Origin of the sequence: Desulfovibrio sp. 3_1_syn3 (assembly GCF_000145315.2) — a bacterium.
In the GTDB taxonomy this organism is placed as follows: domain Bacteria; phylum Desulfobacterota; class Desulfovibrionia; order Desulfovibrionales; family Desulfovibrionaceae; genus Desulfovibrio; species Desulfovibrio fairfieldensis.
The window spans coordinates 2,289,901-2,316,644 of sequence record NZ_ADDR02000001.1 but is presented as its reverse complement, the minus strand read 5'-3'; the positions used below and the strand labels follow the sequence as shown (position 1 = coordinate 2,316,644).

Annotated in this window: 22 protein-coding genes and 1 other RNA gene; 19 read left to right on the top strand and 4 right to left on the bottom strand. The window is 60.8% G+C overall.

Going from position 1 to position 26,744, the window contains the following annotated elements; all coding sequences use genetic code 11:
* Nucleotides 1-234: 234 nt before the first annotated feature.
* On the bottom strand, nt 235-1,878 hold the full coding sequence (locus tag HMPREF0326_RS09720; RefSeq protein WP_008684165.1) for a CTP synthase: 1,644 nt from the start codon (nt 1,876-1,878) through the stop codon (nt 235-237).
* A 215-nt stretch (nt 1,879-2,093) separates the two neighbouring features.
* On the opposite strand from HMPREF0326_RS09720, the gene HMPREF0326_RS09715 reads away from it, so the two are divergent.
* The 15 genes from HMPREF0326_RS09715 (at nt 2,094) to HMPREF0326_RS09650 (ending at nt 20,563) form a co-directional block, all read left to right on the top strand.
* Complete coding sequence (locus tag HMPREF0326_RS09715; protein ID WP_008684166.1) at nt 2,094-2,903, top strand: phosphoribosylformylglycinamidine synthase subunit PurQ; 810 nt, start codon at nt 2,094-2,096, stop codon at nt 2,901-2,903.
* 221 nt (nt 2,904-3,124) lie between these two features.
* Nucleotides 3,125-3,919, top strand: coding sequence for a Nif3-like dinuclear metal center hexameric protein (locus tag HMPREF0326_RS09710; protein WP_008684167.1), 795 nt, complete (start codon nt 3,125-3,127; stop codon nt 3,917-3,919).
* Nucleotides 3,920-3,935: 16 nt separating this feature from the next.
* The gene (locus HMPREF0326_RS09705) at nt 3,936-4,712 is read left to right on the top strand and encodes a zinc ribbon domain-containing protein (RefSeq protein WP_008684170.1); all 777 of its coding nucleotides are present in this window, start codon (nt 3,936-3,938) and stop codon (nt 4,710-4,712) included.
* Nucleotides 4,713-4,784: 72 nt separating this feature from the next.
* An RNA gene (gene rnpB / locus HMPREF0326_RS15595) (RNase P RNA component class A) lies at nt 4,785-5,143 on the top strand.
* A gap of 18 nt (nt 5,144-5,161) precedes the next feature.
* A complete protein-coding gene (gene ispD / locus HMPREF0326_RS09700; RefSeq protein WP_008684172.1) occupies nt 5,162-6,406 on the top strand; it encodes a 2-C-methyl-D-erythritol 4-phosphate cytidylyltransferase in 1,245 nt (414 codons plus the stop codon).
* A gap of 18 nt (nt 6,407-6,424) precedes the next feature.
* A complete protein-coding gene (locus HMPREF0326_RS09695; RefSeq protein ID WP_008684174.1) occupies nt 6,425-8,209 on the top strand; it encodes a long-chain-fatty-acid--CoA ligase in 1,785 nt (594 codons plus the stop codon).
* Nucleotides 8,209-8,688, top strand: coding sequence for a D-aminoacyl-tRNA deacylase (dtd, locus tag HMPREF0326_RS09690; RefSeq protein WP_008684176.1), 480 nt, complete (start codon nt 8,209-8,211; stop codon nt 8,686-8,688). The genes HMPREF0326_RS09695 and dtd overlap by 1 nt, the downstream gene beginning before the upstream one ends.
* 383 nt (nt 8,689-9,071) lie before the next feature.
* Nucleotides 9,072-9,425 carry an STAS domain-containing protein gene (locus HMPREF0326_RS09685; protein ID WP_008684178.1) on the top strand — a complete coding sequence of 118 codons (354 nt, stop codon included), beginning with the start codon at nt 9,072-9,074 and terminating at the stop codon, nt 9,423-9,425.
* Nucleotides 9,426-9,478: 53 nt separating this feature from the next.
* Complete coding sequence (locus HMPREF0326_RS09680; RefSeq protein ID WP_008684180.1) at nt 9,479-10,618, top strand: FapA family protein; 1,140 nt, start codon at nt 9,479-9,481, stop codon at nt 10,616-10,618.
* Entirely contained in the window at nt 10,615-12,360 is a 1,746-nt protein-coding gene (locus HMPREF0326_RS09675) for a CgeB family protein (protein WP_020990475.1), read from the top strand. Before HMPREF0326_RS09680 ends, HMPREF0326_RS09675 begins: the two co-directional genes overlap by 4 nt.
* On the top strand, nt 12,357-13,796 hold the full coding sequence (locus HMPREF0326_RS09670; RefSeq protein WP_008684183.1) for a glycosyltransferase family 9 protein: 1,440 nt from the start codon (nt 12,357-12,359) through the stop codon (nt 13,794-13,796). The genes HMPREF0326_RS09675 and HMPREF0326_RS09670 overlap by 4 nt, the downstream gene beginning before the upstream one ends.
* A 131-nt stretch (nt 13,797-13,927) precedes the next feature.
* Nucleotides 13,928-15,796 carry a flagellar hook-length control protein FliK gene (locus HMPREF0326_RS09665; RefSeq protein ID WP_008684185.1) on the top strand — a complete coding sequence of 623 codons (1,869 nt, stop codon included), beginning with the start codon at nt 13,928-13,930 and terminating at the stop codon, nt 15,794-15,796.
* A 22-nt stretch (nt 15,797-15,818) separates the two neighbouring features.
* A complete protein-coding gene (locus tag HMPREF0326_RS09660; protein ID WP_008684186.1) occupies nt 15,819-16,667 on the top strand; it encodes a flagellar hook assembly protein FlgD in 849 nt (282 codons plus the stop codon).
* Between the two features lie 73 nt (nt 16,668-16,740).
* Nucleotides 16,741-19,194 (top strand): flagellar hook-basal body complex protein, encoded by a 2,454-nt coding sequence (locus tag HMPREF0326_RS09655; RefSeq protein ID WP_008684187.1) that lies wholly within the window; start codon nt 16,741-16,743, stop codon nt 19,192-19,194.
* A gap of 460 nt (nt 19,195-19,654) precedes the next feature.
* Nucleotides 19,655-20,563, top strand: a complete 909-nt coding sequence (locus HMPREF0326_RS09650) for a flagellin N-terminal helical domain-containing protein (RefSeq protein ID WP_008684188.1) — start codon at nt 19,655-19,657, stop codon at nt 20,561-20,563.
* A 105-nt stretch (nt 20,564-20,668) separates the two neighbouring features.
* Here the strand turns inward: HMPREF0326_RS09650 and rnc are convergent, their stop codons facing one another.
* On the bottom strand, nt 20,669-21,430 hold the full coding sequence (gene rnc / locus HMPREF0326_RS09645) for a ribonuclease III (RefSeq protein WP_008684190.1): 762 nt from the start codon (nt 21,428-21,430) through the stop codon (nt 20,669-20,671).
* Nucleotides 21,431-21,532: 102 nt separating this feature from the next.
* Here rnc and HMPREF0326_RS09640 point away from each other — a divergent pair, with 102 nt between their 5' ends.
* The 4 genes from HMPREF0326_RS09640 (at nt 21,533) to HMPREF0326_RS09625 (ending at nt 25,494) form a co-directional block, all read left to right on the top strand.
* On the top strand, nt 21,533-21,877 hold the full coding sequence (locus HMPREF0326_RS09640) for a hypothetical protein (protein WP_008684192.1): 345 nt from the start codon (nt 21,533-21,535) through the stop codon (nt 21,875-21,877).
* A gap of 79 nt (nt 21,878-21,956) precedes the next feature.
* Entirely contained in the window at nt 21,957-24,617 is a 2,661-nt protein-coding gene (locus HMPREF0326_RS09635; RefSeq protein WP_008684194.1) for a TIGR03960 family B12-binding radical SAM protein, read from the top strand.
* A 6-nt stretch (nt 24,618-24,623) separates the two neighbouring features.
* Nucleotides 24,624-25,262, top strand: coding sequence for a GDSL-type esterase/lipase family protein (locus HMPREF0326_RS09630; protein ID WP_008684195.1), 639 nt, complete (start codon nt 24,624-24,626; stop codon nt 25,260-25,262).
* A 1-nt stretch (nt 25,263) separates the two neighbouring features.
* Complete coding sequence (locus HMPREF0326_RS09625) at nt 25,264-25,494, top strand: hypothetical protein (RefSeq protein WP_008684197.1); 231 nt, start codon at nt 25,264-25,266, stop codon at nt 25,492-25,494.
* A gap of 61 nt (nt 25,495-25,555) precedes the next feature.
* Here HMPREF0326_RS09625 and HMPREF0326_RS09620 read toward each other — a convergent pair whose 3' ends face one another.
* Both HMPREF0326_RS09620 and HMPREF0326_RS09615 read right to left on the bottom strand, forming a co-directional pair.
* Nucleotides 25,556-25,999 carry a GNAT family N-acetyltransferase gene (locus HMPREF0326_RS09620; RefSeq protein WP_008684199.1) on the bottom strand — a complete coding sequence of 148 codons (444 nt, stop codon included), beginning with the start codon at nt 25,997-25,999 and terminating at the stop codon, nt 25,556-25,558.
* Between the two features lie 106 nt (nt 26,000-26,105).
* Nucleotides 26,106-26,582 carry a chemotaxis protein CheW gene (locus HMPREF0326_RS09615; RefSeq protein WP_008684201.1) on the bottom strand — a complete coding sequence of 159 codons (477 nt, stop codon included), beginning with the start codon at nt 26,580-26,582 and terminating at the stop codon, nt 26,106-26,108.
* Between the last annotated feature and the right edge of the window lie 162 nt (nt 26,583-26,744).

Genomic DNA, 26,744 nt, shown 5'->3' with positions numbered 1-26,744 from the left:
CTTTTAGGCTGATAAGCTACAATGTCTGAACGGAGTTCTCATTTACAAAAATTGTGCCATATGCTGAAAAATTATGCAATAGACGGAAGCTGCGAACAAAAAGGGAAAGGCCGCAAGGCTTGCGCCGGGTGGCGGCCCCTACGGAAACCGCAGGGAACCAAGTCTCAGTTACGGCAAAGGGGAGGCCTCAGGCCTCCCCTTTCATACATCACAAGCCAAGCGACAAAACGGCGCTCAGGCTTTGGATTGCTTTTTGGCCGCCTTGATGAATTCGCGGAACAAAGGATGGGCTTCCATGGGGCGGGATTTGAACTCGGGATGGAACTGACAGCCCAGGAACCAAGGATGGTCGGGCAGCTCCATGATTTCCACCAGAGAGTCGTCCGGCGCCGTACCGCTGAAGGCCATGCCCTTCTGGCCCAGAATTTCCTTAAAGGCATTGTTGAACTCATAGCGATGGCGATGCCGTTCGTCCACCATATCCTTTTTGTAGGCTTCGTGGGCCTTGGTGCCGGGCAATACCTTGCAGGGATAGGAACCCAGGCGCATGGTGCCGCCCTTATCGCTGCTGGCGTCGCGTTTTTCCACATTTTTGGTGCGGAAGTCGAACCATTCGGTCATCAAGTAAATAACCTTGTGGTCGGACAGAGGATTGAACTCCTCGGAATTGGCGTCGTCCAGACCGGCCACATGGCGGGCAAATTCAATGACCGCGCATTGCATGCCCAGACAGATACCGAAGAAGGGCACGTGTTTTTCGCGGGCGTAGCGGATAGCCGCGATCTTGCCCTCCACGCCGCGGTAACCGAAGCCGCCGGGCACCAGAATGCCGTCACAGCCCTTGAACACTGAAGCCGCGTTGTGTTCGGTCACATTTTCGGAGTTGACGTAGCGCAACTCCACAGCCACCCGGTTGGCCACGCCGCCGTGGATCAGGGCTTCGTGCAGGCTCTTGTAGGCTTCTTTCAGGTCAACATACTTGCCCACAATGGCAATGGTCACCTTGCCCTGGGGATTGGCGCTGTCGTGAACCAGCTTTTCCCAGGATTCCAGGTGGGCGTTGCGCGCGGGCAGGCGCAGCATGATGGCGACTTTCTGGTCAAAACCTTCCTCATAGAACTTGAGGGGCACTTCATAAATGTTGTCCACGTCCACGGAGGAAAAGACCGCGTCCTGGTCCACATTGCAGAACAGGGCGATCTTTTTGCGCATTTCCTGGGGGATGCTCTGTTCGCAGCGGCAGAGGATGATGTCCGGCTGGATGCCGATGGAAAGCAGCTCCTTGACGCTGTGCTGGGTAGGCTTGGTTTTGTGTTCACCGGCGCAACGCAGATAGGGCACCAGGGTCAGGTGAATGTTCAGGCAGTTGTCGCGCCCCAGTTCCGAACGCAACTGGCGGATCGCCTCCAGGAAAGGAAGGCCCTCAATGTCGCCCACCGTGCCGCCGATTTCTATGATAGCCACGTCCGGCGCGCCCTCGCCCTCGGCCAGGGAAAGCACGGTATGCTTGATCTCGTCGGTGATGTGCGGGATCACCTGCACGGTGGCGCCCAGATAGTCGCCGCGCCGCTCTTTGGCAATGACGTGATTGTAGATGGAGCCCGAGGTGGTGTTGTTTTTGCGCGACATGGGCACGTTGAGGTAGCGCTCGTAGTGGCCCAGATCAAGGTCGGTCTCGGCCCCGTCGTCGGTCACGAAAACTTCGCCGTGCTGGAAGGGGTTCATGGTGCCCGGATCCACATTAATATAAGGATCCAGCTTCTGAATGGTCACCGACAGGCCGCGCGTCTGTAAAAGCGCGCCCAGCGAAGCGGCCGCCAAGCCTTTGCCCAGTGAAGACAAAACCCCGCCCGTCACAAAAATAAATTTGGTTTTCATGGCCTCCCACCTGTTTTGCTTGAATGCACGGTTCCGCGTAACCGCATGCTGATACACCCAATTGATTTTTTTGGCTAGCATTGACTAAGTCTGATAAGGTAAGTAGTGTAATTTTCCCTTTTTCAGCATGCGTCCCGCCGTGTGGTTGGACGCGCGGCCCTACCCCGCTCCGGGCCGGGCGTATTTCAGGCTGCTCCTAAGGAGGCTCCTCCCGCATGGCTACAGTCAATACTCTGGTCATCACCGGCTACGGTACTAATTCCCATCTGGAAACCGCGCATACGGCCCGCTTGGCCGGTTCCGACAGGGCCGACGTGGTGCATTTCTCCGATCTGGTGGCGGGCAACGTATGCCTTGCGGACTACCATTTTCTGATTTTCCCCGGCGGCTTTCTGGACGGCGACGACCTGGGCGCGGCCCAGACCGCGGCCATGCGCTGGCGCTATTTGAAAGACGCCCAAGGCACGCCGCTGCTGCAAAGCCTGCGGGAATTTCTGGACCAGGGCAAGCTGATCCTCGGCATCTGTAACGGCTTCCAGCTGCTGGTCAAGCTGGGCGTGCTGCCCGCGCTGGGCGGCGTCCGCTTCGAGCGCCAGGCATCCTTGGGTCACAATGATTCCGCCCGCTTCGAGGACCGCTGGGTGCATCTGCTGCCCAATTCCGACAGCCCCTGCGTGTTCACCAAAGGCCTGCCCCTGCTGGCCATGCCCGTGCGCCATGGCGAGGGCAAGCTCATTCCCCGTGACGAGGAATGTCTGCGTCGTATTGCGGCCGAACAGCTCATCGCTCTCCAATATGCCGACCCGGAAAGCGGCAAGCCCACGCAGGAGTATCCTTATAACCCCAACGGCTCGCCGCTGGCCATTGCCGGACTCACCGACCCCACAGGACGCGTGCTGGGCCTCATGCCGCATCCCGAAGCCTTTCACCATGTGACCAATCATCCCGCCTGGACCAGGGGCGAACTGGACCCGCCGGGCACCCTGCTGTTCGTCAATGCCGTGCGCTATCTGCGCGGCCAGTAGCTGGCCCGGCCTTGACAAAGCCGACTTATACGGACAGAATATCAAGATTAACCACAACATCGTGCAACAGCCGTGTGGTTCGCTCAGAGCCGCGCGCGTCAGACAAGGTGTGTACACGTTTGCCGCACATTCCCGCTTTCTTTTTTTACGCCGGATGATTTTTTAAGGCGCTTTCTCTGTTCAAGTGCAAGAAAGTGCCTTTTTTATTGAGGGCAATATCAATGCAACTCATTGAAATATTTAGCGCCATTGAAAAAATCGCGCCTCTCGCCGCCGCCCCCCCCTGGGATATCTCGGGCCTGCAGGTAGCAGCGCACAGAAGTGAAGCCGACATGCTGGCCGTCTGCCTGGACCCCACGCCCGCCTCGGTGCGTCAGGCGCTGGAACGGGGGGCGCAGTGCATTTTGAGCCACCACCCCCTGGCGCTCAAGCCCGCCCTGCCCCGGCGTCTGGACGCCTACCATGAAGTTCTGTGCCTGTTGCTCGCTGCGGATGTGCCGCTCTATGCCGCCCACACCTCGCTGGACGTCAACGCCGACGGTCCGGCGGGCTGGCTGGCGCGCGAGCTGGAACTCGGCAACTTGGCGGTGTTGGAAGCCACGGCCCCGCCGCTGGCTGCGGCTCCCCTGCCGCTGGGCTTCGGTTTGGCCGGTGATCTGCCCGCGCCCTTGAGCCTTGCGCAAATCACATCCGCTCTGGCCCGGCACATTGATCTCTCCACGGCCACGGTCTGCGGCCCCGTACCGGAAAGCATCTCGCGCTTGGCTTACTGCACCGGTTCCGGTTCTTCCCTTCTGCGGGAAGCGCGCGCGGCAGGCGCCCAGCTTTTCATTACCGGCGACGTCAAATACCATACGGCGCTGGAGGCTGAAATCTGCCTGCTGGATGTGGGGCACCACAGCCTGGAGGAAGAAATGATGCGCCGCATGAGCGGCTTGCTGGCGCAACGCCTCAGTGGCCTGAACGTCGTTTTCGTGCCTTCGGTTTCACCGTTGCGCCCCGTCCTTTTGCCATGACTCCCAGGAGGAATATATGAGCAGTGCCGTTTACTTGGATCAGATAAAGCAGTTAGTGGAATTGCAGAAGGTGGATGACGCCATCTTCGCTGTCAAGCAGGAGCTGGAAAGCGCGCCCCGCGAGCTTGAGGATCTGGAGCAACGCTTTGAGGCCGCCGAGGCTCAGCGCAATCGCGTCCTGGACAAGCTGGCGCATCTCCAGGAACAGCAGAAACGCCTGTCCCTGGAGATTGACGACGATTCCGCCAGGATCAAAAAGAGCAAAAACAAGCTCATGCAGGTGGGCAATACCCGCGAATATCACGCCATGATGCGTGAAATGGACAGCATGGAGAAAATCAACCGCTCCCGTGAGGAAGAAAAGATGACCCTCATGGAAGAATTGCAGTTGCAGAACGACACGCTGGCCGAAATTGATCGGGATTACTCCGCCCTTAAAGCCGAGCTGGAAGTCAAACGTGAAGGTCTGGAAGAAAAGCTGAAGAAAGCCGGAATCAATCTGGATTCTCTGAACCAGAAGCGTGCTCAGGTCAGCAAGGCCATTCCCCAGCCCGTGTTCATGCGCTATGAGTTCATTCGCGTGCGTCTGGAACATCCGGTCATTGTGGCTGTGACGGACGGCATCTGCTCCGGCTGCAATATCGCGGTGCCCCCGCAGTCCTTCATTGAGTTGCAGCGCGGCCAGCAGATTCTGAGCTGCCCCAACTGCCAGCGCCTGATTTTCTGGTGCGAGCATTTCAGCCTGCCGGAAGAGGCTGTTGCGGCTCCCAAGCCTGTACCCCTGACGGATTAGCTTGAGCCTTATTGGGACGCTTTGCCTCCGGCCGGTAAAGCGTCCGTAAAAATCTCCGGCCGCAAACAAGCGGGAGCCGGACAGACCGTCGCTGCGGGCCATTGGCCCGGAGAGGAAAGTCCGGGCTCCACAGGGCAGGACGCTGGGTAACACCCAGGAGGGGCGACCCTCGGACAGCGCCACAGAAAGCAAACCGCCGTGCTTTGCGCGGTAAGGGTGAAACGGTGGGGCAAGAGCCCACCAGATGCCGCGGTGACGCGGCATGCTCGGCATACCCCGTCTGGAGCAAGACCAAATAGGGAAGGCGGCCGGCCCGGCCCATGCCTTCCGGGTAGGTTGCTTGAGGGCGCGGGCAATCGCGCTCCTAGAGGAATGACGGTCACATGCGACCTGTCGCATGACAGAACCCGGCTTATCGTCCGGCTCCCGCTTGTTGTCAGAGGCTTGCCATGCCTGAAAATTCCCAGCCGGAAAAACCCTGGGGCCTGATCCTGGCCGCCGGGAGCGGCAGCCGTCTGGCGGCCGTTGTCGGCGGCTGTCCCAAACAGTTTTTATGCTGGCGGGACGTCCCGCTGTATTGGCACGCGGCGCGCGCCATGAGCCGCAGCGCCGTGGTGGCCGGTATTGTTTTTGTTTTCCCCCCTGACCGGCGTACCGCCGAGGAAGAGCGCTTGCATGCCCTTTGCGCGCGAGAGGATCTCGGCCTGCCCTGGCTGGCGGCGGCCGGCGGCGCGTTGCGCCAGGATTCCGTGCGCCTGGGTCTGGCGGTCCTGCCGCGCCGGACGCGGTACGTGCTGGTGCATGACGCGGCCCGCCCCTTTCTGAGCCCGGCCCTGGTACGCCGCGTTTGTGAGGCCCTGCGCCAGGGCGCGCCCGCGGTCGTTCCCGGTCTGCCCGTCACTGACACTATCAAAATGGTGGACGACGGGCGTGTTGCGGCTACCCTGCCGCGCGCCCGGCTGGCGGCGGTGCAGACACCCCAGGGATTTAACCTGACCTTGCTGCGTCAGGCCCACCAACATGCCTTGGATGCGGGCCTGGCCGTCACCGACGACGCCGCGCTGATGGAAGTTCAGGGCCACGAAGTGCTCATTGTGCCCGGTGAGGCTGCCAACGTGAAAATCACCCATCCCGAAGATCTTTCCCTGCTGGCCGGAGAACAGGCTATGCCCCGCCCCTGCGCGGGCATGGGCTACGACGTGCATCGTTACGGTCCGGGTCGCCCGTTGAAGCTGGGCGGCGTGCTTATTCCCGGCGGCCCGGAAGTTGTGGCTCATTCCGACGGCGACGTGCTGCTGCACGCGCTCATGGACGCCCTGCTGGGCTGCGCGGCCCTGGGCGACATAGGCCAGCACTTCCCCGACAGCCAGGCCCGCTATGAGGGCATTTCTTCAGCCGTGTTGCTGGATCAGGTTCTGGAAATGCTGCGCGGCGCAGGGCTTGAGCTCAGCCATGTGGATTTGACCATCGTGGCCCAGACGCCCCGCCTGTCGCCCTTCCGTGAAGAAATACGCAAGAATGTGGCCCGGCTGCTGGGCCTGGACACGGCGCGGGTCAACCTCAAGGCTACCACCGAGGAAGGCCTGGGCTTTACCGGGCGGTCCGAGGGCATCAAGGCCTATGCCGTGGTCAGCGCGCTGGCCGGCGGCACGCCGTCCTTTTCCGCACAGGCTGTTCCATCCCCCGATCTCTGATCTCCATAAGGATGCGCCATGAACACTGAGTTGTATCGGCCCTGGTTCGCCCATTATGAAGATTTCGTGCCCCGTACCGTGGAGATCTGGGACAAGCCCCTTTATTCCCTGCTGGACGAGGCCGCCGCGGCCTATCCCCATCGTAACGCACTGATCTTCCAGAACACGCGCATTACCTATAAAAGCTTGCTCGAACGGGCGGAACTCTTTGCCGGGGCTCTGCGGCGCATGGGCGTGGAACCGGGTCAGCGGGTGGCCATCATGCTGCCCAATCTGCCCCAGACCATGATCGCCTTCTGGGGAGCCATCAAGGCCGGGGCCGTGGTGGTCATGACCAACCCGCTCTACATGGAAAAGGAACTGCGGGAAAACATGCAGGATTCCGGGGCGGAACATATGATCCTGCTGGATCTGCTCTGGCCGCGCGTGGCCGCGTTGCGCGACCGCCTGCCGCTGCGCAATTTCATCATTACCGGCGTGGGCGACGCCCTTTCCTTTCCGCTCAACTGGCTGTACCGCTTCAAGCAGGCCCGGAATCCCAAGGAGCCCATCCCCTACGACGGCAAGCATGTCTTTGAGTGGAAGAGCTTTTGCAAAGGCGCGCAGCGTCATACGGAGCCCATTGCGGACACGCTGCACGACCCGGTCATGCTCCAGTATACCGGGGGCACCACCGGTCTGCCCAAGGGCGTCACCCTGACCCATGCCAATCTGGGCACCAACTGCCGGCAGGTGCTGGACATCATCCACGTCTCGGCCAAAGAGCACCATACTTTTATTTCCCTGCTGCCCTTCTTTCATGTCTACGGCCTGACCACCGGCCTGATCATCCCCGTGGCCCTTGCCGCCACCACCCTGCCCCTGCCGCGCTATGTGCCGCAGGACGTGCTGCGCATCATCGCCCGCCACAAGCCCACGATTTTTCCGGGCGCGCCGTCCGTCTATATTTCGCTCTTGCAGCAGAAGGATCTGGCCCGTTATAATCTGCACAGCATCCGGATCTGCGTTTCCGGCTCGGCCCCGTTGCCGCGTGAAATTTTCCGCCGCTTCCAGGAGGCTACCGGCGCCGCCATTCTGGAAGGCTACGGCCTGACCGAGGCCTCGCCCATCACCCATATCAATCCCCTGGGCCGCCAGGGCCAGAAAGAAAATTCCATCGGCATGCCCTTGCCCGGCACGGACGCCCGCATTGTGGATATGGAAGGCGGCTCCCTGACCTTGCCCCCCGGCAAGATGGGGGAACTGGTCATCCAGGGCCCCCAGGTCATGAGCGGCTATTGGCGGCGACCCGACGAAACGGCCAGCGCCCTGCGCAACGGCTGGCTTTATACCGGCGACTTGGCGACCATGGATGAGGACGGTTATTTTTATATTGTGGATCGCAAGAAAGACATGGTCATTGTGGGCGGTTACAATGTCTATCCGCGTGAAGTGGATGAGGTATTGCTGGAGCACCCCAAAATCACGGAAGCCGTCACGGTGGGCATCAGCGACGATGTGCGCGGGGAAGTGCTCAAGGCCTATGTGGTGCCCTGTCCCGGCGAAAGCCTGAACAAATCCGAGATCATTGCCTGGTGCCGCAGCAAACTGGCTTCCTATAAGGTGCCGCGCTTGGTGGAGTTCCGCGAGGAATTGCCCAAAACCATCGTGGGCAAGGTCTTGCGCCGGGCGTTGCGTGAAGAGGAAGAGCGCAAAGCCGGCCGCAGGAAAAACCGTCAGGCGGGCCAGAAAAACGCGGCCTCCGCCGACGCGTCTCCACGCCGGGAGGTTCCGACCGAACGTACGCCGAGGGAGGGGGCCTGATGCGCATAGTGGCCCAACGGGTTCGCGAGGCCTCGGTCAGCGTGGACGACCGCGTTGTGGCCTCCATCGGCCAGGGGCTGCTGGCCTTGGTGGGCTTTGGCCGGGATGACGGGCCGGACTTTGGTGAAAGTCCGGCCTTTGCGGGCATGGCCCGCAAGCTCCTGGATCTGCGCATTTTCCCGGGCCAGGGCGACGCGGCTCACAAGTTCCACTGCTCCCTTCAGGACTTCAGCGGCCAGGTGTTGCTGGTGCCCCAGTTCACCCTGTATGCCGATTGCCGCAAAGGCCGTCGGCCTTCCTTTACTGACGCCGGCGACCCGGCCTGGGCCGCCGCGATGTTCGAACGTTTTGCCAGGCATGTTGACGAAGCGTGTCACGGAAGCGTATCTTCAGGTATATTTGGAGCCGAAATGGAAGTGCGCCTCTGCAACTGGGGGCCTGTGACCATTTGGCTGGATTCCACCCGGCTTTTTTCATAACAGCGGCACGCCGGACCCGGTCCCAAGCTGACGTGCTCCCCGTCCACCCGGGAATGCGGGTCGGCTTCGGCTTCCGGCGCGGATGACACCAGTTCGCGTTGCCGTCGGCAGCATTTCAAGATTTCCAACGTTGCCATGCTGCGCAGAACTTTTTGCCGGTAATAATGCAAAGCCCGTCGGCCGCGAAGCAAACATTCGTGCCTGCAATCCAGGCAAAACGCGCGTTGCTTCAGCCGCGTCGGCGTAGTGGGCTCTAAATATGACGACCGAGCGTAACGACGTGGTTTTTACGTCTTGGGTCGTCGCTATTCGCGGGATAAAGGCAGTGCCGCCACATTGGGAACAATCCATCCCCGATGAGAAAATGCTTCGGAGGCTCGGTCATGTTTGATCTGCAAGCGGAGTTATATAATAAGATCATTATCCTGCGCCTGACCGGCGATATACTTCTGGCTGACGTGGTCGAGTTCAATCAGCAGATGAAAAACCACATAGCGGCACCGGACATCGCCCAGGTGGTGGTGGATCTCAGCCGGGCGGGACGAATGGACAATGCCGGACTGGGCGTCCTTGTGAGCATCAGCACCAAACTTCAGGGGCGGGGGCGCAGGCTGATTTTGCTCTGCCCCGCGCCGCATGTGGCACAACTTTTGAAAGACGCGGAGGTAGAAGGTTTTTTCCCCACGTATGAAAGCGAGGAAGAGCTTAAAGGGTATATTCCGGACGCGGCGGAATAGCGTTTCGCGCCGCCGGTAGCGGCAGTTTTTTCAGCCCAGACGGATGGTGTAAGGTGCAATACTATCTTCGACATTATTTCAACCCGGACTTTGACTATCTGCGCCCGAAACCCGGCGTCGGCGAAGACGGCGAGAGCTCGGACCTCTACAGTCTGGGCTACGTGCAGAATGTCATTGCCGGGCAGCTTCTGGCCGAGGTCATCCCTCTGGAGCAGGCCGGGGCGGAACCGGATCCGCGCTTTGTGCTTTCCAGGCCTGTGCTCCCCGGTGGAGCCAATACCCGGGTGGACCCGGCCTATCCCAACTATCTGCTCTCAACCTCCAACGGCTACGTTTTTTACAACAACGGGAAAATCACGGTCAAGCGTCTGCTCAATGTGCGTCAGGACGTCAGCTTCCGCACGGGCAACATTTTCTTTGTGGGAGACATGGCCGTGCACGGTTCGGTACGTTCCGGTTTTTCCGTGCAGGCCAACAATCTCCGGATCATGGGCATGGTGGAGGGCGGCGTGGCGCGTGCCCGCCGTGATCTGATGGTGGACGGCGGCGCGCGCGGCGGCGCGGGCCAGCATTGCCTTCTGGACGCGGGGGACAAACTGCTCACGCCCTTTCTGGAAAAGATCGAAGCGCGCGCCCGCGGCAACATGGTTGTCGAAAAATACTGCCTGTACAGCACGGTTTACGCCGGGGCCAACATGGTGGTGCGCGAACAGGTCTACGGCAGCACCATCAACGCCTACGGCAGCGTCTATGTGGGCAGACAGCTGGGCAACAAGGCGGCCATTTCCACCAAGATATATCTGGGTTACGATCCTCTGAGCATTCGCCAGCTGGAAAAAATCGACAAGATTATTTCCGGCCTGTCCCAGTCCATCACCCACCTCAAGGCCGTGGCCGGGCATCTGCCGCCCGACGCCAATGAGGCCAGCCGCAAACTGGCCCGGCTCGTCGAGCAGCGCGAACGGATCATGAAGCAGCGTACCGAGCTCTGGTCAAAGCTCTACCTGGACGAAAACTACATGCAGAACTGCCGCCTGATGGTGCCGGGAAAGGTCTATCCCGGTGTGGAAATCTCCGTGGGCCGGGCCTTCATGCTGGTGGAGCGGCCTTATGAAAACGTGCTCTTCCGGCTCTGTTACGACGATATTATTGTGGAGCCCCTGCCTCCGGCCGACAAGGGCAAGGGAAAATGACCCATCACCGCGCTCCGCTCTTTGAGGCGGTTTTCGCGGACGGCCAATGCCCCGGCGACGTCCCGGTCGACATATTGGCCCATGTGGATAGCCGCTCTTTCGCCATGCTCGGTCCCGGCGGCGCGGAGCGGGAGAAATCCGTGGTCAGCAGCCTTTCACCGGAACAGTGCCGGGACGCCCTGCCTGTGTTGCTGGGCGCGGGTTTGGGACACGCTCTTCATCTTTTGCTTGAAGTGCACGACGGCCCCATCGCCGTGGTGGAAAAAGAAAATAGTTTGCAAGAGCTGACCGGCGTGTTGGCCGCTTTGCCTGAAGACCTGCGGCAGCGCGTGCTTCTGGTCGCTGCGTCTGACCCCCAAGCGGCGCTCAGCGAATTGACCCACTGGCAGACGCGCCACAACGGCAAACGCCTGCTGCCCTTGGCCCTGCCTTTTTATCTGCGTCTGGACCGCGCCTATTACGGCGAGCTGCGCGAAAAACTCGCCGCCAGCGCCCGTTTTGACTTCTGGAGTCGCGCGGTACACCCCCGTTTCCGCGAGGCCGCGCCGCGCGTGCTCCTGCTGACCAGCAAATATTTCCTGATGGGCGAACTGGAAGGAGCCTGCCGCAAGCTGGGTCTCGCCTATAAGCTGATCACCCTCAAGGACGACACTCTGGCTCGCGAGGATTTTGTCCAGCAGTTGCTGGAGGCTGTGGTTTCGTTCAAGCCCGACTGCTGCATCACGCTCAACCATATGGGTGTGGATGTGGAGGGAGTGCTCATGGACCTGCTGGCCCGGCTGCAACTGCCGCTGGCCTCCTGGTTCGTGGATAATCCCCACCTGATCATCCACCTCTACTCGCGTTGCGTCAGTCCCTGGACGGCTTTGTTCACCTGGGACGCGGACAATATCGAAAGTCTGCGCCGCACAGGCTTTGAGCACGTTTTTTATCTGCCCCTGGGGACGGACCCGGATCGCTTCCACCCGAGCCGCGCGGCGGTTCCCGATGCCTGGAAGGCTGACATCTCCTTTGTGGGCAACTCCATGCTCTACAAGGTGGGCGGCCGCCTGAAAAACGGGCGCTTCCCGCGTGAACTGCTGCTGCCCTTCCGCGAGGTTTCCCAAGCCTTTATGGACAGCGAGCAGCGTTCCGTCGCGGATTTTCTGCGCCTGTCCTTTCCCGAGGTCCATGCCCGCTACGAGGCCCTGCCCGACAACGAGGCCCGGCTGGCCTATGAAACGGCCATCACCTGGCAGGCCACCCGCCTGTATCGCAACGGATGCGTGCGCCGTCTCCTGCCCTTTTGTCCCCTGATCGTGGGCGACCGGGGCTGGCGGATCGAATTTCGGCGCGAGCCCTGCCGGCCCCGCTATCTGGACGCCCTGAGCTACTATGCGGAGTTGCCCGCTTTTTACGAGCATTCCGCCATCAATTTCAACTGCACCAGCAAGCAGATGAAAGGCGCGGTCAACCAGCGCGTTTTCGACGTGCCCGCCGCCGGGGCTTTTGTGCTCACGGACTGGCGGCCGCAGATGGAGCAGCTTTTCGAGCCCGATGAAATGGCCTGTTATCACGATCCGGAAGAAATCCCCGATCTGGCGCGTCACTATCTGGCCCACCCGGCCGAACGCCGCAAACTGGCCGCTGCCGCGCGCAACCGGGTGCTGGCCTGCCACACCTGGGAGCACAGACTTCAAGTGCTGCTTGAACATATGCGCCGGATCTACGGAACTCCCCAGGTGGGCAAGGCGCGTTCATGAGCGCGGATCCCCTGCTGGTTCTGCAATTGCAACGCATGGGGGACTTGATCCTTACCTTTCCCCTGCTGCTTGCCCTTAAAAAACGCTGGCCGGGCCATCCCATCTGGGTGGCGGCCGAGCCGCAGTTTTTCCAGGAACTGATGCCGCTGGCGCCGGAGGTGGTTTTTTTCCCCCCCTCGCATTGCCCCACCCTGGCGCGCGGGCACTACGCGGCGGCCATCAATCTGAGCGCCCGGCCCGAGGCCGCCGCCTGTCTGGCCGGTCTGGAAGCCGGGCTCAAGCTGGGCCCGGCGGCGCTGCCGGGCGGCCTGCACGTCCATGGTTTCTGGCAACTCTATCGCACTGCCCTGACCCAGAACAATCACCATAACGCTTTTCACTGGTCGGATCTGTACCGTCTGGATCTGGAGTCCGCGGTGCGCCCCGGCCAAATAGGCCATGTTCTGCCCAGGGGCGCGGGCAGCGGTCGCGTGGCTCTGGTGCTGGGGGCCAGTGAAGCGGCCAAACGCCCGGATGCCCTGTTCTGGGCCCGGCTGGCCCGTCGGCTGGCCGGTGCCGGGGCCATGCCGGTCTTTCTGGGCGGCCCGGCCGAAAGCGCACTGGGGCAGGAAGTGGCCCGTCTGGCACAATTGCCGCACGCCAATCTTTGCGGCCGCCTGCCGCTCAGGGACGTGGCCGCCGTCCTGCGCGGCCTGGACCTCTGCATCACCCCGGATACAGGCCCAATGCACCTGGCCGACTGGCTCGGCGTGCCCGTGCTCAACCTTTCCATGGGGCCGGTGCATGCCCGTGAAACCGGCCCCACCGCCCCCGGTCAATGGGTTTTGCGCGCGGCCATGAGCTGTGTGGGATGCTGGCAATGCCGCCGCTCGAAACTGTACTGTAAGCAGGCCTTCAGCCCGGCCTCCGTGGCGCGCGCGGCTCTGGCCGTTCTGGAAAATCCCCAGAATGCCCGTCCGCCGGCCCGCAGCGGATCGCTGCCCGGCTTGTCCCTCTGCCGCACGGGCCGCGATGCCCTGGACCTCTATCGCCTTGAAACCGTGGAAGATCAGGAAGGGTGCCCTGCGGCGCCCTCCTGCCGCTCTTTGCTGGAGGATTTCTGGCAGGCTGCTTTTTTGTTTCTGTATGATCCCTCACTGCGCCCTCTGGCTCGGCAACGCCTGGCGGCCCTGGAAAATGCCTTTCCTCAATTGGCGCAACGCCTGGCTTTTGGTCTGGTCCGCCTTTGCGCGCAATGCGCCGACGGCCTCAAGCAGCGCAGCCGGGAGCTGCCCGCAGACTTTTGGCGTGCGGAACCGCCCTTGCTGCGCCTTTTCGCCGGACATACGCATATGTTTCTGCAAAATGCCGATTTCACGCCGCAAGGCTGGCAGACGGCCGTGGACCGTCTGACCGCGCTGTGCGGCCTTTGCTTTCCCGATAAAGCGCAACAGTAAGAATTCATGTCACATCGCCCTTCCCGCTTCCGGCAAGTCTTGCCGCGTTGATCATTCCTATCTATTAAAAATCGTTAGATTTTTATTTTTGGAACACTCCTTGAATACCAGCAGGCGCAAGGAGTGCGACAATGCAAATTCTTCCCACCGACACTGCTGATACCACGTTGAATTTTTGGAGCAGTATGGGCAACCAGTCCGATGCCTCCACTGATTTCATGCAGACCATGCAGGATGCCATGAATTCCGTGGAAAACGGGCAGGACGTGTCGGTAAACGCGGCTTTGCAGAACGACTCCGGGCAAAAGCAGGCTATGGTGGAAAGTCCCTACAGCCGCCATACCACGGACGGCGTCACCTATACGCTGGATGAAGTCTGCTTCACCAAGCAGGAATTGCAAGAGTTACGCGAGAAACTGCTCAAAGCCGGTGCCCCCGAGGAAAGCCTGAAACAATTCGACGTGCTGGCCGGTCAGCCTGACGGAGCCACCCTGGCCCAGGTCATGGCCAGCCTGATGGGCACGGAAAAGGCCGTCGGGGTAAGAGATGAGGACGCCGAAACCATCACCGCTCTGCTGGGCAAAATTGACCCCACCGGCGATCTCGCCGCTTCTGTTCTGCAGTGCATGGGTGAAGGCAAAGGCGAGGACGCGCTGGCTCTGATCACCGGCGCCTTCGCCAAGCTGGACCCCGACGAAAGCATTGAAATCAGCCGTGACGACGCTCTTGCTCTGGGCAGGGGCCTGGGCCTGAACAAGAACAGCCTGCAAAGCCTTGCCGACAATTTCGGCAGATACGACGCCTTGCGCGTCACCGGCGAGCAGTTCGGCAACCTCATGAAGCCCGCCTCCATGCAGTTCGCCACGGACAAGGCCAATCGAGAAAAGCTGGACGCGGCTCTGGAGCAGACGCTCAAGCCCATCATCAGCAAAGCCCGCGACCGCATGGAAAAGGAAAAGGCGGCCAGCGCCCTGCAAAACCGCAAGGTGGAGCAAAGCCGGATTCTGATCGACAAGGCCGTGCAGGAGCAGAGCCGGGAAATCCTCAACCAGACCTTGCAATCAGGCCAGCAGGCCGACGACAGTCCGGATGCCGCTGAAATCGCCTCCCAGAGCGAGGCGGTGAGCCGCAAGCTGAACGGCAAGCAGAGCGGCGCCGTGGGAGAAGCGGGCGGCGCTGAAAACCATGACAACCTGGCGGACAAGCTGGCTCGCGCCTCGGCCAATACGGATAAATCCCGCAATGCCGCTTCAGAGGCGGTCCCCGGAGTCGGCGCGGCGCGTGTGGAAACGGCGGAGAGCGGTAAAAACGGCTCCGGCTCCGACGCCCCTGCCTTTGAAAACAACAGTGGACAAGGCAAGAGCAAGGAATGGAGCGAACTGCTGGGCAAAGTTGAAACGCGGGCCACGGCTCCCCAGGCCAATACCGGCAATTCCATCGTCTTTTCCATGCTTCAGGGCGGGCAGCGCCTGTCTGAAGCGGACCCGATTCAGAGCAATGCCGCCGAGGACCAGACGCTTTCCCGCCAAGTGGCCCAGCAGGTGGAGCGCGGCCTGCTTTCCGCCCTCAAGGACGGGGGCACACGGCTGGACCTCCAACTGCATCCGCAGGAACTGGGGGCCATTACCCTCACGCTTACGGCCCGCAATGGCGAAGTGAGCGCGCGCATTCGTTCCGAAAAAAGCGAAACCGCTGAAATGGTCACCCGCCAGTTGGACACCATCCGCGCCAATCTGGAACAACAGGGCATCAAGGTGGACAAGATTGAAGTGCAGCTCCAGAGCCAGCAGGGGGACGACGGCCGCCAGTGGCAAAATCTGGATCAGCACAATTCCCGGCAGGAAGAAGATGCCCGCCGGGAAGAACTTGCCCGCCTCAAGAATCTCGCAACCCTGCGTAATTCTGGTGAAAATATGCAACCAGAGATTTTGGAACAGCCTGTGCATTCTCTGACGCAAACGGCAAGATATGCCACGCAGTCCCTGCATGTGGTGGCCTGAATTCGCCGACGCGGAGTAAATCATGTCCAGTATTACGCAAGCCCTTAACCAGACCAACAATGAGTTCAACAGCGCCCTTTCCAAGCAGAAGGGCAGCAATATGGACAAAGATTCCTTCATGCTGCTGCTGGTCACTCAGTTCAAGTACCAGGATCCGCTCAATCCCATGGAGGATAAGGAATTTATTGCCCAGTTGGCGCAATTCTCCAGTCTGGAACAGCTCATGAACCTGAATACGAGCATGGAGGGGCTGACCGACGCCACCAATAATCAGCAGATGATCAACGCCACCTCGTATATCGGCAAAAACGTCTCCGTTTCCGGCAATGCCATTGGCAAGAACACCGACGAGAAGACCAAGGAAGTCACTATTTCCAAGTTCCGTTACGCTCCCAATGACAACGTGGTGGCGGGCAGCCAGATCATTGTGCGCGACGCCGACAACAACCCGGTCTATGTGGCGGAGTTGAACGAGAACAAGGCCGCAGGCACCACCTACGAATTTGAATGGGACGGCAAGAGGAATGACGGCAGCGTGGCGCCGGACGGCGTCTATACCGTCAGCCTGGCGCTGCTCAACTCCAACGGTGAGTCCGTGCTCGCGGACCAGGTGGTGGACGCCAGGGTGACCGGCGTGGTCAACAACAACGGTTCCGTCTGCCTGGGCCTTGACGGCGGGCAGTTGATACTTCTGGCCAATGTGCGCCAGGTTACGGAACCCGAGGCGAAGAGCAGCGGCGGGGATGAGAATCCGCCCGACGGCGAGGACCCTGACAAGGAAGATCCCGACGGCGAAAAGCCCGGCACGGAAGAAACTCCGGGTACAGAAGAAAATTCCGGCACGGGCGAAACCACCGCCCAGGCCGCCTGAATATAACAACTGAACTATCCCGGCGGCCACGGCCGCCATACAACTGCTATCCCAAGCATACACGGAGGAAGTCATGGGTCTTTCAGCCAGCATGTGGACCAGCGTTTCAGGCCTGCTCGCCCACGGCAACAAGATGAACCTGGTGGGCAACAATATTGCCAATGTCAGCACCATCGGCTTCAAAAGCCAGCGCATGGATTTCAACGACTATCTGTACATGAGCGGCAGCAGCGCCAGTGGTCCCACCCAGATCGGCGCGGGCGTGAGCACCTATGCCGTGCTGGGCGACTACTCCCAGGGCGCGTTGGAGACCACCAATTCCGGCACCGATCTGGCCATTGACGGCAACGGCTACTTCGGCGTGCGCAAGACCGGCAGCGACCAGAAGTACTACACCCGCGCGGGCGACTTCTTTTTTGACAAAGAACGCAAGCTGGTCAACCCGGAAGGCATGGTCGTGCAGGGCTGGAAAGTGGAAAACGACAAGGCCCTGACCTTCAGCAGCGGCGCCACCAATCTCGGTACGGGCACCAGCTCGGAATCGTCCTATGTGGGCAGCGGCTCGCCCACGGACATCGTTCTGAGCAGCTGGAATCTGCCCCCGCAGCAGACCACCAACGTCAGCTTCACCATGGGCCTGACCAACAACGGCGAGGGCGACAAGACCACCAGCGCCAGCAGCCCGCTGACAGCGCTTTTTGACCTCTGGGACGGCACCAGCAACCCGCCGATAGCCAAGAATGCCTTCTCCGCCAAGTCCGAGATTAACGTCTATGACGAGGGCGGCAACGCCCATCAACTCTCCGTCTACTATGACCAGGTCGCTACCAGCAAGGAAGGCACCAACGGTTCCACGGCTTATACAATTGAAGGCCTGCCCGCGGGCTACACGGTCTATGAATACCTGGTGACCATTCCCCCGTCCGAAGACAACCGCAGCTTCGGCGGCGAAGGCTACGACGAGGCCACCAATACCTGGACCAAGGACCCCACCAAATTCTACGACGACCCCACAAACGGCACCAACAAGCAGGCCGGCGTGCTGATGAGCGGCCAGTTGATCTTCAACGCCAGCGGCCAGCTCGTGAACCAGACCGCCTATACCTTCGGGGCCACCGGCACTCCGGCGGCCAACGACCAGTATGCTGGTTCCCCGGACAGCAAGGAATCCTGGCAGCCCACTAAGTTGTCCAGCAACGGCCTGCCCGTGTTCACGGCCAATTTCACCGGCCAGCCCCTGGCCAACAGCGTCAGCGAAACCATGACCACCACGGGCACCACCACGCCCTTCAGCCAGGCCCAGAAATATATCATGGAACTGGACCTGGGCCTGAAAAACATCGGCAGCCCGGCCTGGGCCAATCCCACTGCCACCACCATCAAGACCGACGCCTTGGGCAATCCCGTGGACGCGGGCGGCAATGCCCTGGGTGTGAGCAAATATGGGTATTATAACCTGGCCACCGGATTCTATGGCCAAGATGCCGCCGGCCATGATCTCCTGGCGGATGACAAGGGATTTTATTATAGGGATCCGGTAAGCGGCGATAATATTTATGGCACCATTACTGTGGGCGGCAATCAGGACGTGTCCTACGACGACACCATCAAAGGCTATTACTTCACGGACACCACGGTTACGCCCAATGCCAAATGTTATGATGTCACGGTGGACGGCGGGGGAACAACACACCCAGCCTACTCGGACGCCGATGGCTCTTACTATAACGGCACGGTTCCGGTGGCTGGCGGTGGCGCTGCCGTGCCCGGCAAAATTTACGGCACTATCGACGACGGCGGCGTTACTCGCCTGGTGCAGCATGACGCCACGGGATATTTTTACATTGACGGCGCTGACGCCAGACAGGCGGTCACCGGCACATTTGACAAAATCGCCACCAGCAAGGTTAAGCCTGATACCTATGTCGCGATAGATAATACCACGCGTGTCGCGCCTGATTACGAGACCAAGGCCAACAGCCTGGACAGCCTGAAGACGCAGCTTGTGCCCGACGGCGTCACGGCGGAAGGGAATCCCAAATACAAGGCTGTCGTCAACTTCGCCACCAACGCCGCCAGCATGACGACCACAGAGCGCCAGGACGGGGCCAGCGCGGCCAACAGCAAGACCAGCGTGACGCAGAATGCCACGCAGGACGGCTATGCTTCGGGCACGCTGAGCGACGTGCGCATCGACACCTCAGGCATTATCTACGGCGTCTATTCCAACGGCACCACCCTGCCCCTCTACCAGATAACCATGTACGACTTCCAGAACAACCAAGGGCTCTGGCGCGAGGGCGGCAATCTTTTCTCTTCCACCAACGATTCCGGTGAGCCGCGCATCGGCGTGGCCGGGGATAACGGCTTCGGCACCACCAAGGCCTACAACATCGAACAGTCCAACGTGGACATGTCCCGCGAGTTCGTCCAGATGATCACCACCCAGCGGGGCTTCCAGGCCAACTCTAAGGGCATCACAACCGTGGATACCATGCTTGAAACGGTTATCGGCATGAAGCGGTAGGCTGAGGCCGCCGCCCGGAATATCGGGCGTTCACATCGGGTGGACGCCCGACAGCGAAGGGATAGCGCTGCAATCCGGCTTTCTCCGTACAAAGCGCCGACCATTTGGTCGGCGCTTTTCGCGTCTTTTCGTTCCGGTCGGAAAGGTACGCAAGCTATCTGCCCATGACGCCCGCCGCCGGGCCATTCCGAAACGCACTGCGGGCACGGACTCGCCCTGTGTCTTTCCCGGCGAAGCGCCGTGCGGCCGAAGGCGGCACAGGCGATCTCCTTCCGGACAGCGCGCCAAGCCCCTAAAAGCGGCGCGCATCAGCGCCAAAAATGCAGCACTCAACAGGAGGAAAAATTTTCCCCACCCGCAACATAATTAAATAACATATTAAAATATAAGAATAAAATGAAATTGGCACATGGGTTGCAATCGATGGGTACAGCTTAGTAACCACCCAAGGAGGTGTCCCATGTCTTTGGTCATAAACCACAATATGATGGCCGCCAACACGGCCCGAAACCTGAACGCGCATTATTCGCAACTGAGCAAGTCCACCGAGCGCCTTTCCACGGGCCTACGGGTCAACAGCGCGGCTGACGACGCCGCCGGACTGGCCATCCGCGAATTGCAGCGCGCGGACATCGCCACCCTGCACCAGGGCGCGCGCAATGCCAACGACGCCATTTCCCTGATCCAGACCGGCGACGGCGCGCTGGGCGTCATCGACGAAAAACTGACCCGTATGAAGGAACTGGCCGAACAGGCCGCCACCGGCACCTATGATTCCACCCAGCGCCTGATGATCGAGTCCGAATATCAGGCCATGGCCTCGGAAATCACCCGTATCGCCAATGCCACGGATTTCAACGGCATCAAGCTGTTGGACGGCACCCTGTCTTCCAGCTCGCACGACGGCAGCGGCATGACCGCCACCGGCAAGCTGAAGGTTCACTTCGGCACGGGCAACGATTCCGCCGAAGACTATTATTACATCACCATCGGCAGCTGCACGGCCTCGGCTCTGGGCGTGGGCAACCAAGCCATCGACGCCGCCACCGGCCAGTTGCGCGCCGGCGGCACCATTTCGACCCAGGAAGCGGCCCAAGAGACCCTGGTGGCTCTGACCGACGCCATCGTCTCCAAGGACAAGATCCGCGCGCACCTGGGCGCCATGCAGAACCGCCTGGAGAATACCATCACCAACCTGAACACTCAGGCTGAAAATCTCCAGGCCGCGGAATCCCGCATTTCCGACGTGGACGTCGCCACGGAAATGACGCAGTTCGTCCGTACCCAGATTTTGAGTCAGAGCGCGGTAGCCATGCTTTCGCAAGCTAACTCGCTGCCCCAGATGGCCATGCAGCTCATCGGCGGCTAGGCTATCTCTACATAGGCTGTGGCAGACCAAAGACGGGAGGCCCGGGGGCCGTGCCCCCGGGCCGGGAAAAAATTCTCCGGCCCGGCTTTCGCGTAATACACCGGCTTATGGCGTCAGGAAAGGACGGGCATCCGGGTTTTCTTCAGCATGTTCCAGCGAGTTCAGGGCTTGGCGGGCTGCTTCCTGCTCGGCTTTTTTGCAGCTTGTGCCGCTGGCCGTGAATTCTCTGCCGTCCGGCAGATGCAGGGAAACTTCAAAAATTTTGGCGTGTTCCGGGCCATGGCTTGCCAGTTGCACGTACACCGGCCGCTCCCTGAATAATTGCTGCGCCACTTCCTGCAAGCGTGTCTTATAATCCTTCCTCTGCGGTTCCCCGGCCGCTCGCGGCCAATGCGGCGCGAAGATGTGGGCCACCGCCGCCTGCGCGGCGGTAAAACCGCCATCCTCGTACACGGCGGCAAGCACCGCCTCCAGCACGTCGCTGAGTACGGAATCGCGGCTGCGGCCGCCCTGGCGTTCCTCGCCCTTGCCCAGCTTCAACAGGCTGTCCAGGCCGAATTCCCGCGCCCGTTCAGCCAGGCTGACCGTGCTCACCAGACGCGCGCGCAGCTTGGTCAGCTCCCCTTCCCGCGCCTCTGGAAAACGGCGGAACAGCTCCCAGGAAACACAGAGTTCCAGCACGGCGTCGCCCAGAAATTCCTGCCGCTCATTATGGTGCTGCCCACCGGAATACTCATTGGCCCAGGAACTGTGGGTCAGGGCCAGATCCAGCAGTTCCGGGCGGGCGAAGACATGGCCCAGCTTTTCTTCCAGGGCGATACGGGCCCGCGGCGGCGTCGCGCCGATAGGAAAATCATCCTTGCTCATGCCCCCCAATGTAGCCGTTTCGCGGCTGATGGCAACAGAAAATCCCTTGACATGCGCTCCGCCAATGCCTACCTAAATCCAACTACTTATGAGGAGCAAAGCATGGCTTATGATATCCGCTTGATGAAGCTGGTGACGGGTGAACTGGTCATCGGCAAATATGATCAGGAAAAAGACTGCCTCAATGACGTGGCCGCCATCCAGAGCATCCCCACTCAGCAGGGCGTGCAGATGATGATGCTGCCCTACGGTTATCCCTTTGAACCCAATTTCAGCGGCACGCTGGAGGGAAAAACTTTCCTCTACCGCTATGCCGATACGCCCAAGGAACTTCAGGACAAGTACATCGAAGCCAGCACCAACCTCACTGTGGCCGGTGGCCTCGGCAAGATGCAGTTCGGCTCCGGTCCCCTGCCCGGCGGCAACGGCAGCGGACTGATCAAGTAAAGCGGTTCCGAACATCCAGTCTTAGTAAAGGCGGCGTTGAGCGCCGCCTTTTTTATACCCCGGCTCAAATGAGGATACCATGCGCGACCTTCTGCCCCTGCTGCCCAGACCCAGCCGTTTTGCCGGTATAGAAGACGGCGCCTGCCGCAAAGACCCCGCGCGTGTGCGCTTGCGCATGGCCCTGGCTTTTCCCGACACCTATGAGGTGGGCATGTCCTACCTGGGACAGAAGATCCTTTACGGCATTGTCAACGCCCACGAGGCCTGGTGGGCCGAGCGGGCCATGGCCCCGGACCGCGAAGCCGGGGCCGTTCTGCGCGCCAATAATGCTCCGCTCTGTACCTTGGAGTCGGACACGCCCCTGGCCCGGTTGCACTGCGTCTCTTTTTCCATCACGCATGAGCTCTGCTATACCAATGTGCTCTACATGCTGGATCTGGCGGGCATTCCCCTGCGCTCCGCGCAACGCGGCCAGGACCTGACGGCCTGTCCCCTGGTCATCGCGGGCGGCGGCGCGCTGTTGAGCGCCGAACCTTTGACGCCCTTCATGGATCTGATGGTTCTGGGAGACGGCGAAGAAAGCCTGCCCGACGTGCTGCGCCTGCTGGAACGCGCTCTGGATCACGGCTGGAGCCGTGATCAGCTGCTGCGCGAGGCGCGGCTGATCCCCGGCGTCTATGTGCCGTCGCTTTTCGCGCCCGGAGAAGACGGCGCGCTTGTCCCCCTGCTGCCCGATTACACCCGCCCGGCGCGGCGTATTGTGGCGGATCTGAACACGGCAGTCTATCCCACACGGCAGGTGGTACCCGTGGGCGCGGTGCACAACCGCCTTTCCTTGGAAATCGCCCGTGGCTGTACGCGCGGCTGCCGGTTCTGCCATGCGGGCATGGTCTACAGGCCCGTGCGCGAGCGTTCCCTGGCAAATATTACCAGGCTGCTGGACGACTGCCTGCATGAAACCGGTTTTGACGAAATATCCTTTCTTTCCTTGAGCACCGGAGATTTTTCCGCCCTCAAGACACTCTGCCACGGCGTGCTGGACCGTTGCGCCCGCGAACAGATCAGTCTTTCCCTGCCTTCTCTGCGCGTGGGCTCCATCGACGACGAGATCATCGAACGCATGGCCGATCTGCGGCGCACCGGCTGCACCCTGGCTCCGGAAGCGGGCAGCCAGCGCCTGCGCGACGTCATCAACAAGGGCGTCAGCGAAGAGGGACTGCTGCTGCACGCCCAAAAACTGCTGGAACACGGCTGGCGGCTGGTCAAGCTTTACTTTATGATCGGCCTGCCCACGGAAACGGACGAAGACCTGGCCGCCATTGCCGATCTCTGCCGCAAGGTGCGCGACGCCGCCGGGCGCGGCGGACCCCGCCTGCAAGTCACGGCCGCCCTGTCGCCCTTTGTGCCCAAGCCCTTCACGCCCTTCCAGTGGGAAGCCCAGATCAGCCGGGAGGAGATCAGCCGTCGGGTTCATCTGGTGCGCGAATTGTTCAAGGGCCAGAAATGCCTGAAACTGCGCTGGCATGAACCGGCCATGAGTCATCTGGAAGGCGTGCTGTCCCGTGCGGACCGCCGCATGGCCGACGTGGTGGAGAAAGCCTATCACAAGGGAGCGATTTTTTGCAGCTGGATGGAAGGCTTTGACCTCGCGCCCTGGCTGGAAGCCCTGGACGAATGCGGCATCAGTGCCGAAGCCTGCATCGGCGCGCGCGAGGCGGGCGGCCCCCTGCCCTGGAGCCATCTGGAGGCCGGAGTTTCCGAGGAATTTTTACTGCGCGAACGGGAGCGCGCCCTGGCGGAAAAAATTACCCAGGATTGCCGCTACGGGGCCTGCCGCCAATGCGGCGCGTGCGACACCAAGGCCGGGCCTTCGCGTTTGCCGCACGCCACCGTCGCGGCGGAACCGGATGCTGCCCTGCACCGTAATCGTCTGATCTTCAGCCAGCGCGACCAGAATGCGCACGAAGCCCGGCGGGATGCCGAAGGGCGGCTGATCTGCCGCCCCCAGTCCAGCCGCCCGCCCCAGATCGCGGCGGAGCTCACCCTCAAGGCGGCCCAATACCGCATCTGGCACAGCAAAATGGGCGGCAGCGCCTATTTGAGCCAACTTGAGCTACAGGCCGTGCTGGAGCGCGCCCTGCGCCGGGCGGGCCTGCCCCTGTCCTTTTCCCAGGGATTTCATCCGCTGCCCCTGCTTTCCTTTGGCCGGGCTCTGCCCGTGGGCGTGGAAAGCAGGGCCGAATGGTTTGCTCTGACCCTGCATCAGGCTCTTGCGCCGGAAGAAGTGGCCGCCCGTCTGAACCCGCTTCTGCCGCCGGGCATGTCCGTGCTGCGCGTCGATGCGGTGGACAAAAGCCGCCGCACGGAACAGGCCGAGGCCGAGGCATTTTCCCTCGTCCTGCCCACGGTGGAGGAAAATGCCGCCGCAGTGCGCTGTTTTACGGATTTTGCCGCGCTGGCGTCCTTCCCCCACACCCGCCAGACCAAGAACGGGCCGCGCAGCGCGGATCTCCGGCCCCTCTTGCGGCAGTGGGAGGCAGGCTCCGCGGGGCTTGCCGACGCACGGGCGGAAGCGCCCGCGGCCGTGACATTTGTGGCTGACTGGCATACCCTGTATCTGTCGCCCCTGCTTTTCTGTCTGGCCGTTCTTGCGCCGCTGGGGCCTGAAAGTCATCTGCGTTCCCGTCTGCGCCTGCTCAAAACGGCACAGATTTTTGCGAGCGCGCAAACATATCCGTAGGATCACATGCCACGCGCTTTTACCCATACTTGGTTCTTTTTCGGCGATTCCCTGACGCTGGGCGTCAACGATAATCGTATGCCCGGCGGCTGGGTCAGCCGTCTGGTCCTGCTGGGGCAAGAGGCCGGTCTCTACCGTTTCCCGCCGGCCACCTTCTATAACCTGGGCGCGCGCCGCCAGTCCACGGCGGATCTGGCCCGGCGCTGGCGGCAGGAAGTGGATTGCCGTCAGATGCCCGGCATGGTCCCGCATCTGGTCTTTTGCGCGGGCGTGGTGGATATGGCCGCTCCGGGCGGCGGTCAGCCCGTGGCCTTGGACAAGGCCATGTACTGCCTGCGGACCATGTTGACCGAGGCCGCGCCGCTGGCCCCGACTCTGGTCATAAGCCCGCCGCCGGTGGCGGACCCGACCGTGCGCCGACGCATTGCCGAACTCAGTGCGGCGCAGGCCGCGCTCTGCGCGGAATTGGGGCTGCCGTTCGCGGATATTCACGCCGCTCTGGCGGCTTCCCACAGCTATATGGACGATTTGAGCGACGGCCTGCATCCCGGCCCGGAAGGCTGCACTGTCATGGCTGAAACGCTGCTGACGCAAAACACTGTGCGTGATTTCCTGCATGCGGATATGGGCGAAGAGGGCAACTGAGATGGGTTCATGTATTCCTTTCAGTGACGAAGAACCTTTTGCGGAGCGCGTCAAGAGCCTGGCTGACGACGAATTGCTGGAAATCTGGGAAGAAACGCAACAGATTGAAAATCTGCTCTGTACAGAGATGAATGCGGACTTCTCCATTGCCCCGGATTATGAAAAGGTCATTGTGGAGGAATTGCGCCTGCGCTCCAGCCGTAAGCTGCGCGTTCCCCGCGCCGCCAAGTAAAGACCGGCGCTTTTTTCCCACTGTTTCGCGGCGGTGCGGGCAATGCCGTGCCGCCGCTTTCTTACAGGCTTCTCCGCAAATAAATCATGTCCACCAGCCGGACACCGCATTCCACAATGGGCTCACGGTAGTTGTCCATAAAAAAATTTTTCAGCCGATGGGAAAAAATAAAGCCGTGACGCTCATAAAAAGCGAGTGTGCGCGGTTCTTCTCCCGTGCCTGCCAGGATGGTCTCATATTTGCCGCTATAATAGCGAAAGACGTGTTCCAACAGGCGCGTGGCATAGCCCTGGCCCTGGTAGCGCGCGCAGGTTGCCAGATTTTTCAGTTCGCACGTTCCCTTGCCTTCGTCGGTGACCACGCAGAGGCTTTTCAGATCCGGATCAAAGAGTGCGAACAGGTCGCCCCGCTCCAGATAGCGGTCAATCATGTCTTCCTGCTCGTCACCCAGCAAAAGCAGCTCCAGAAAGCGCTTCTTATCAGTCGTAATTTTTTCAATGCGCAACGCGTCACCTCCATGTGTTACTGACGCAAAAGACGGGCAAACCGTTCAGGCCTGTCCGTCTTTTGTTGCTGTAGCGCGCCGAATGCCGGAGCGCGGATGAACACTGTTACATGGTGCTGAGCATGTCCATGTCTTCGCTGGAAAGCAGTTTGTCCAGATCCAGCATGATCAGAAGCCGATCCTGCAATTTGCCGACGCCGCTGATATAGTCGGAATCCACGCCGGCCACCACCGGCGGCGGCGGTTCCACCGTGCTGGCGGGTATGCGCAGCACCTCAGAAACGGCGTCCACCACAAAGCCCACAATAATATTGTTGATCTCGATCACGATAATGCGGGTGTTTTTGTCATGAGCCTTGGGCGCAAGGCCGAAACGACGCCGCAGATCAATGATCGGAATCACCTTGCCGCGCAGGTTGATGACGCCTTCCACAAATTCCGGCGCGCGGGGAACCTTGGTAATCTCCATGGTGCGGATGATTTCCTGCACCTTCAGGATATTTACCCCGAATTCCTCTTCACCGATGCTGAACGTCACCAGTTGCAGGAGTTCATCGTCCTGTTTTTTCTGACTTGGATCCATATCCGCTCCCTTGTCGCAATAGCTCGTCAAGCTGTTTTAACAAACCTAATCGGAACAGCGTGCGCTTTCGCCCCAGAGCAGGCCGTTCCGACCCGGCGACGGCAAGAGATGCCGTACGGCCTGTGAGCAGTGTTTGGACAGACTTATCCAGTGCACACTATG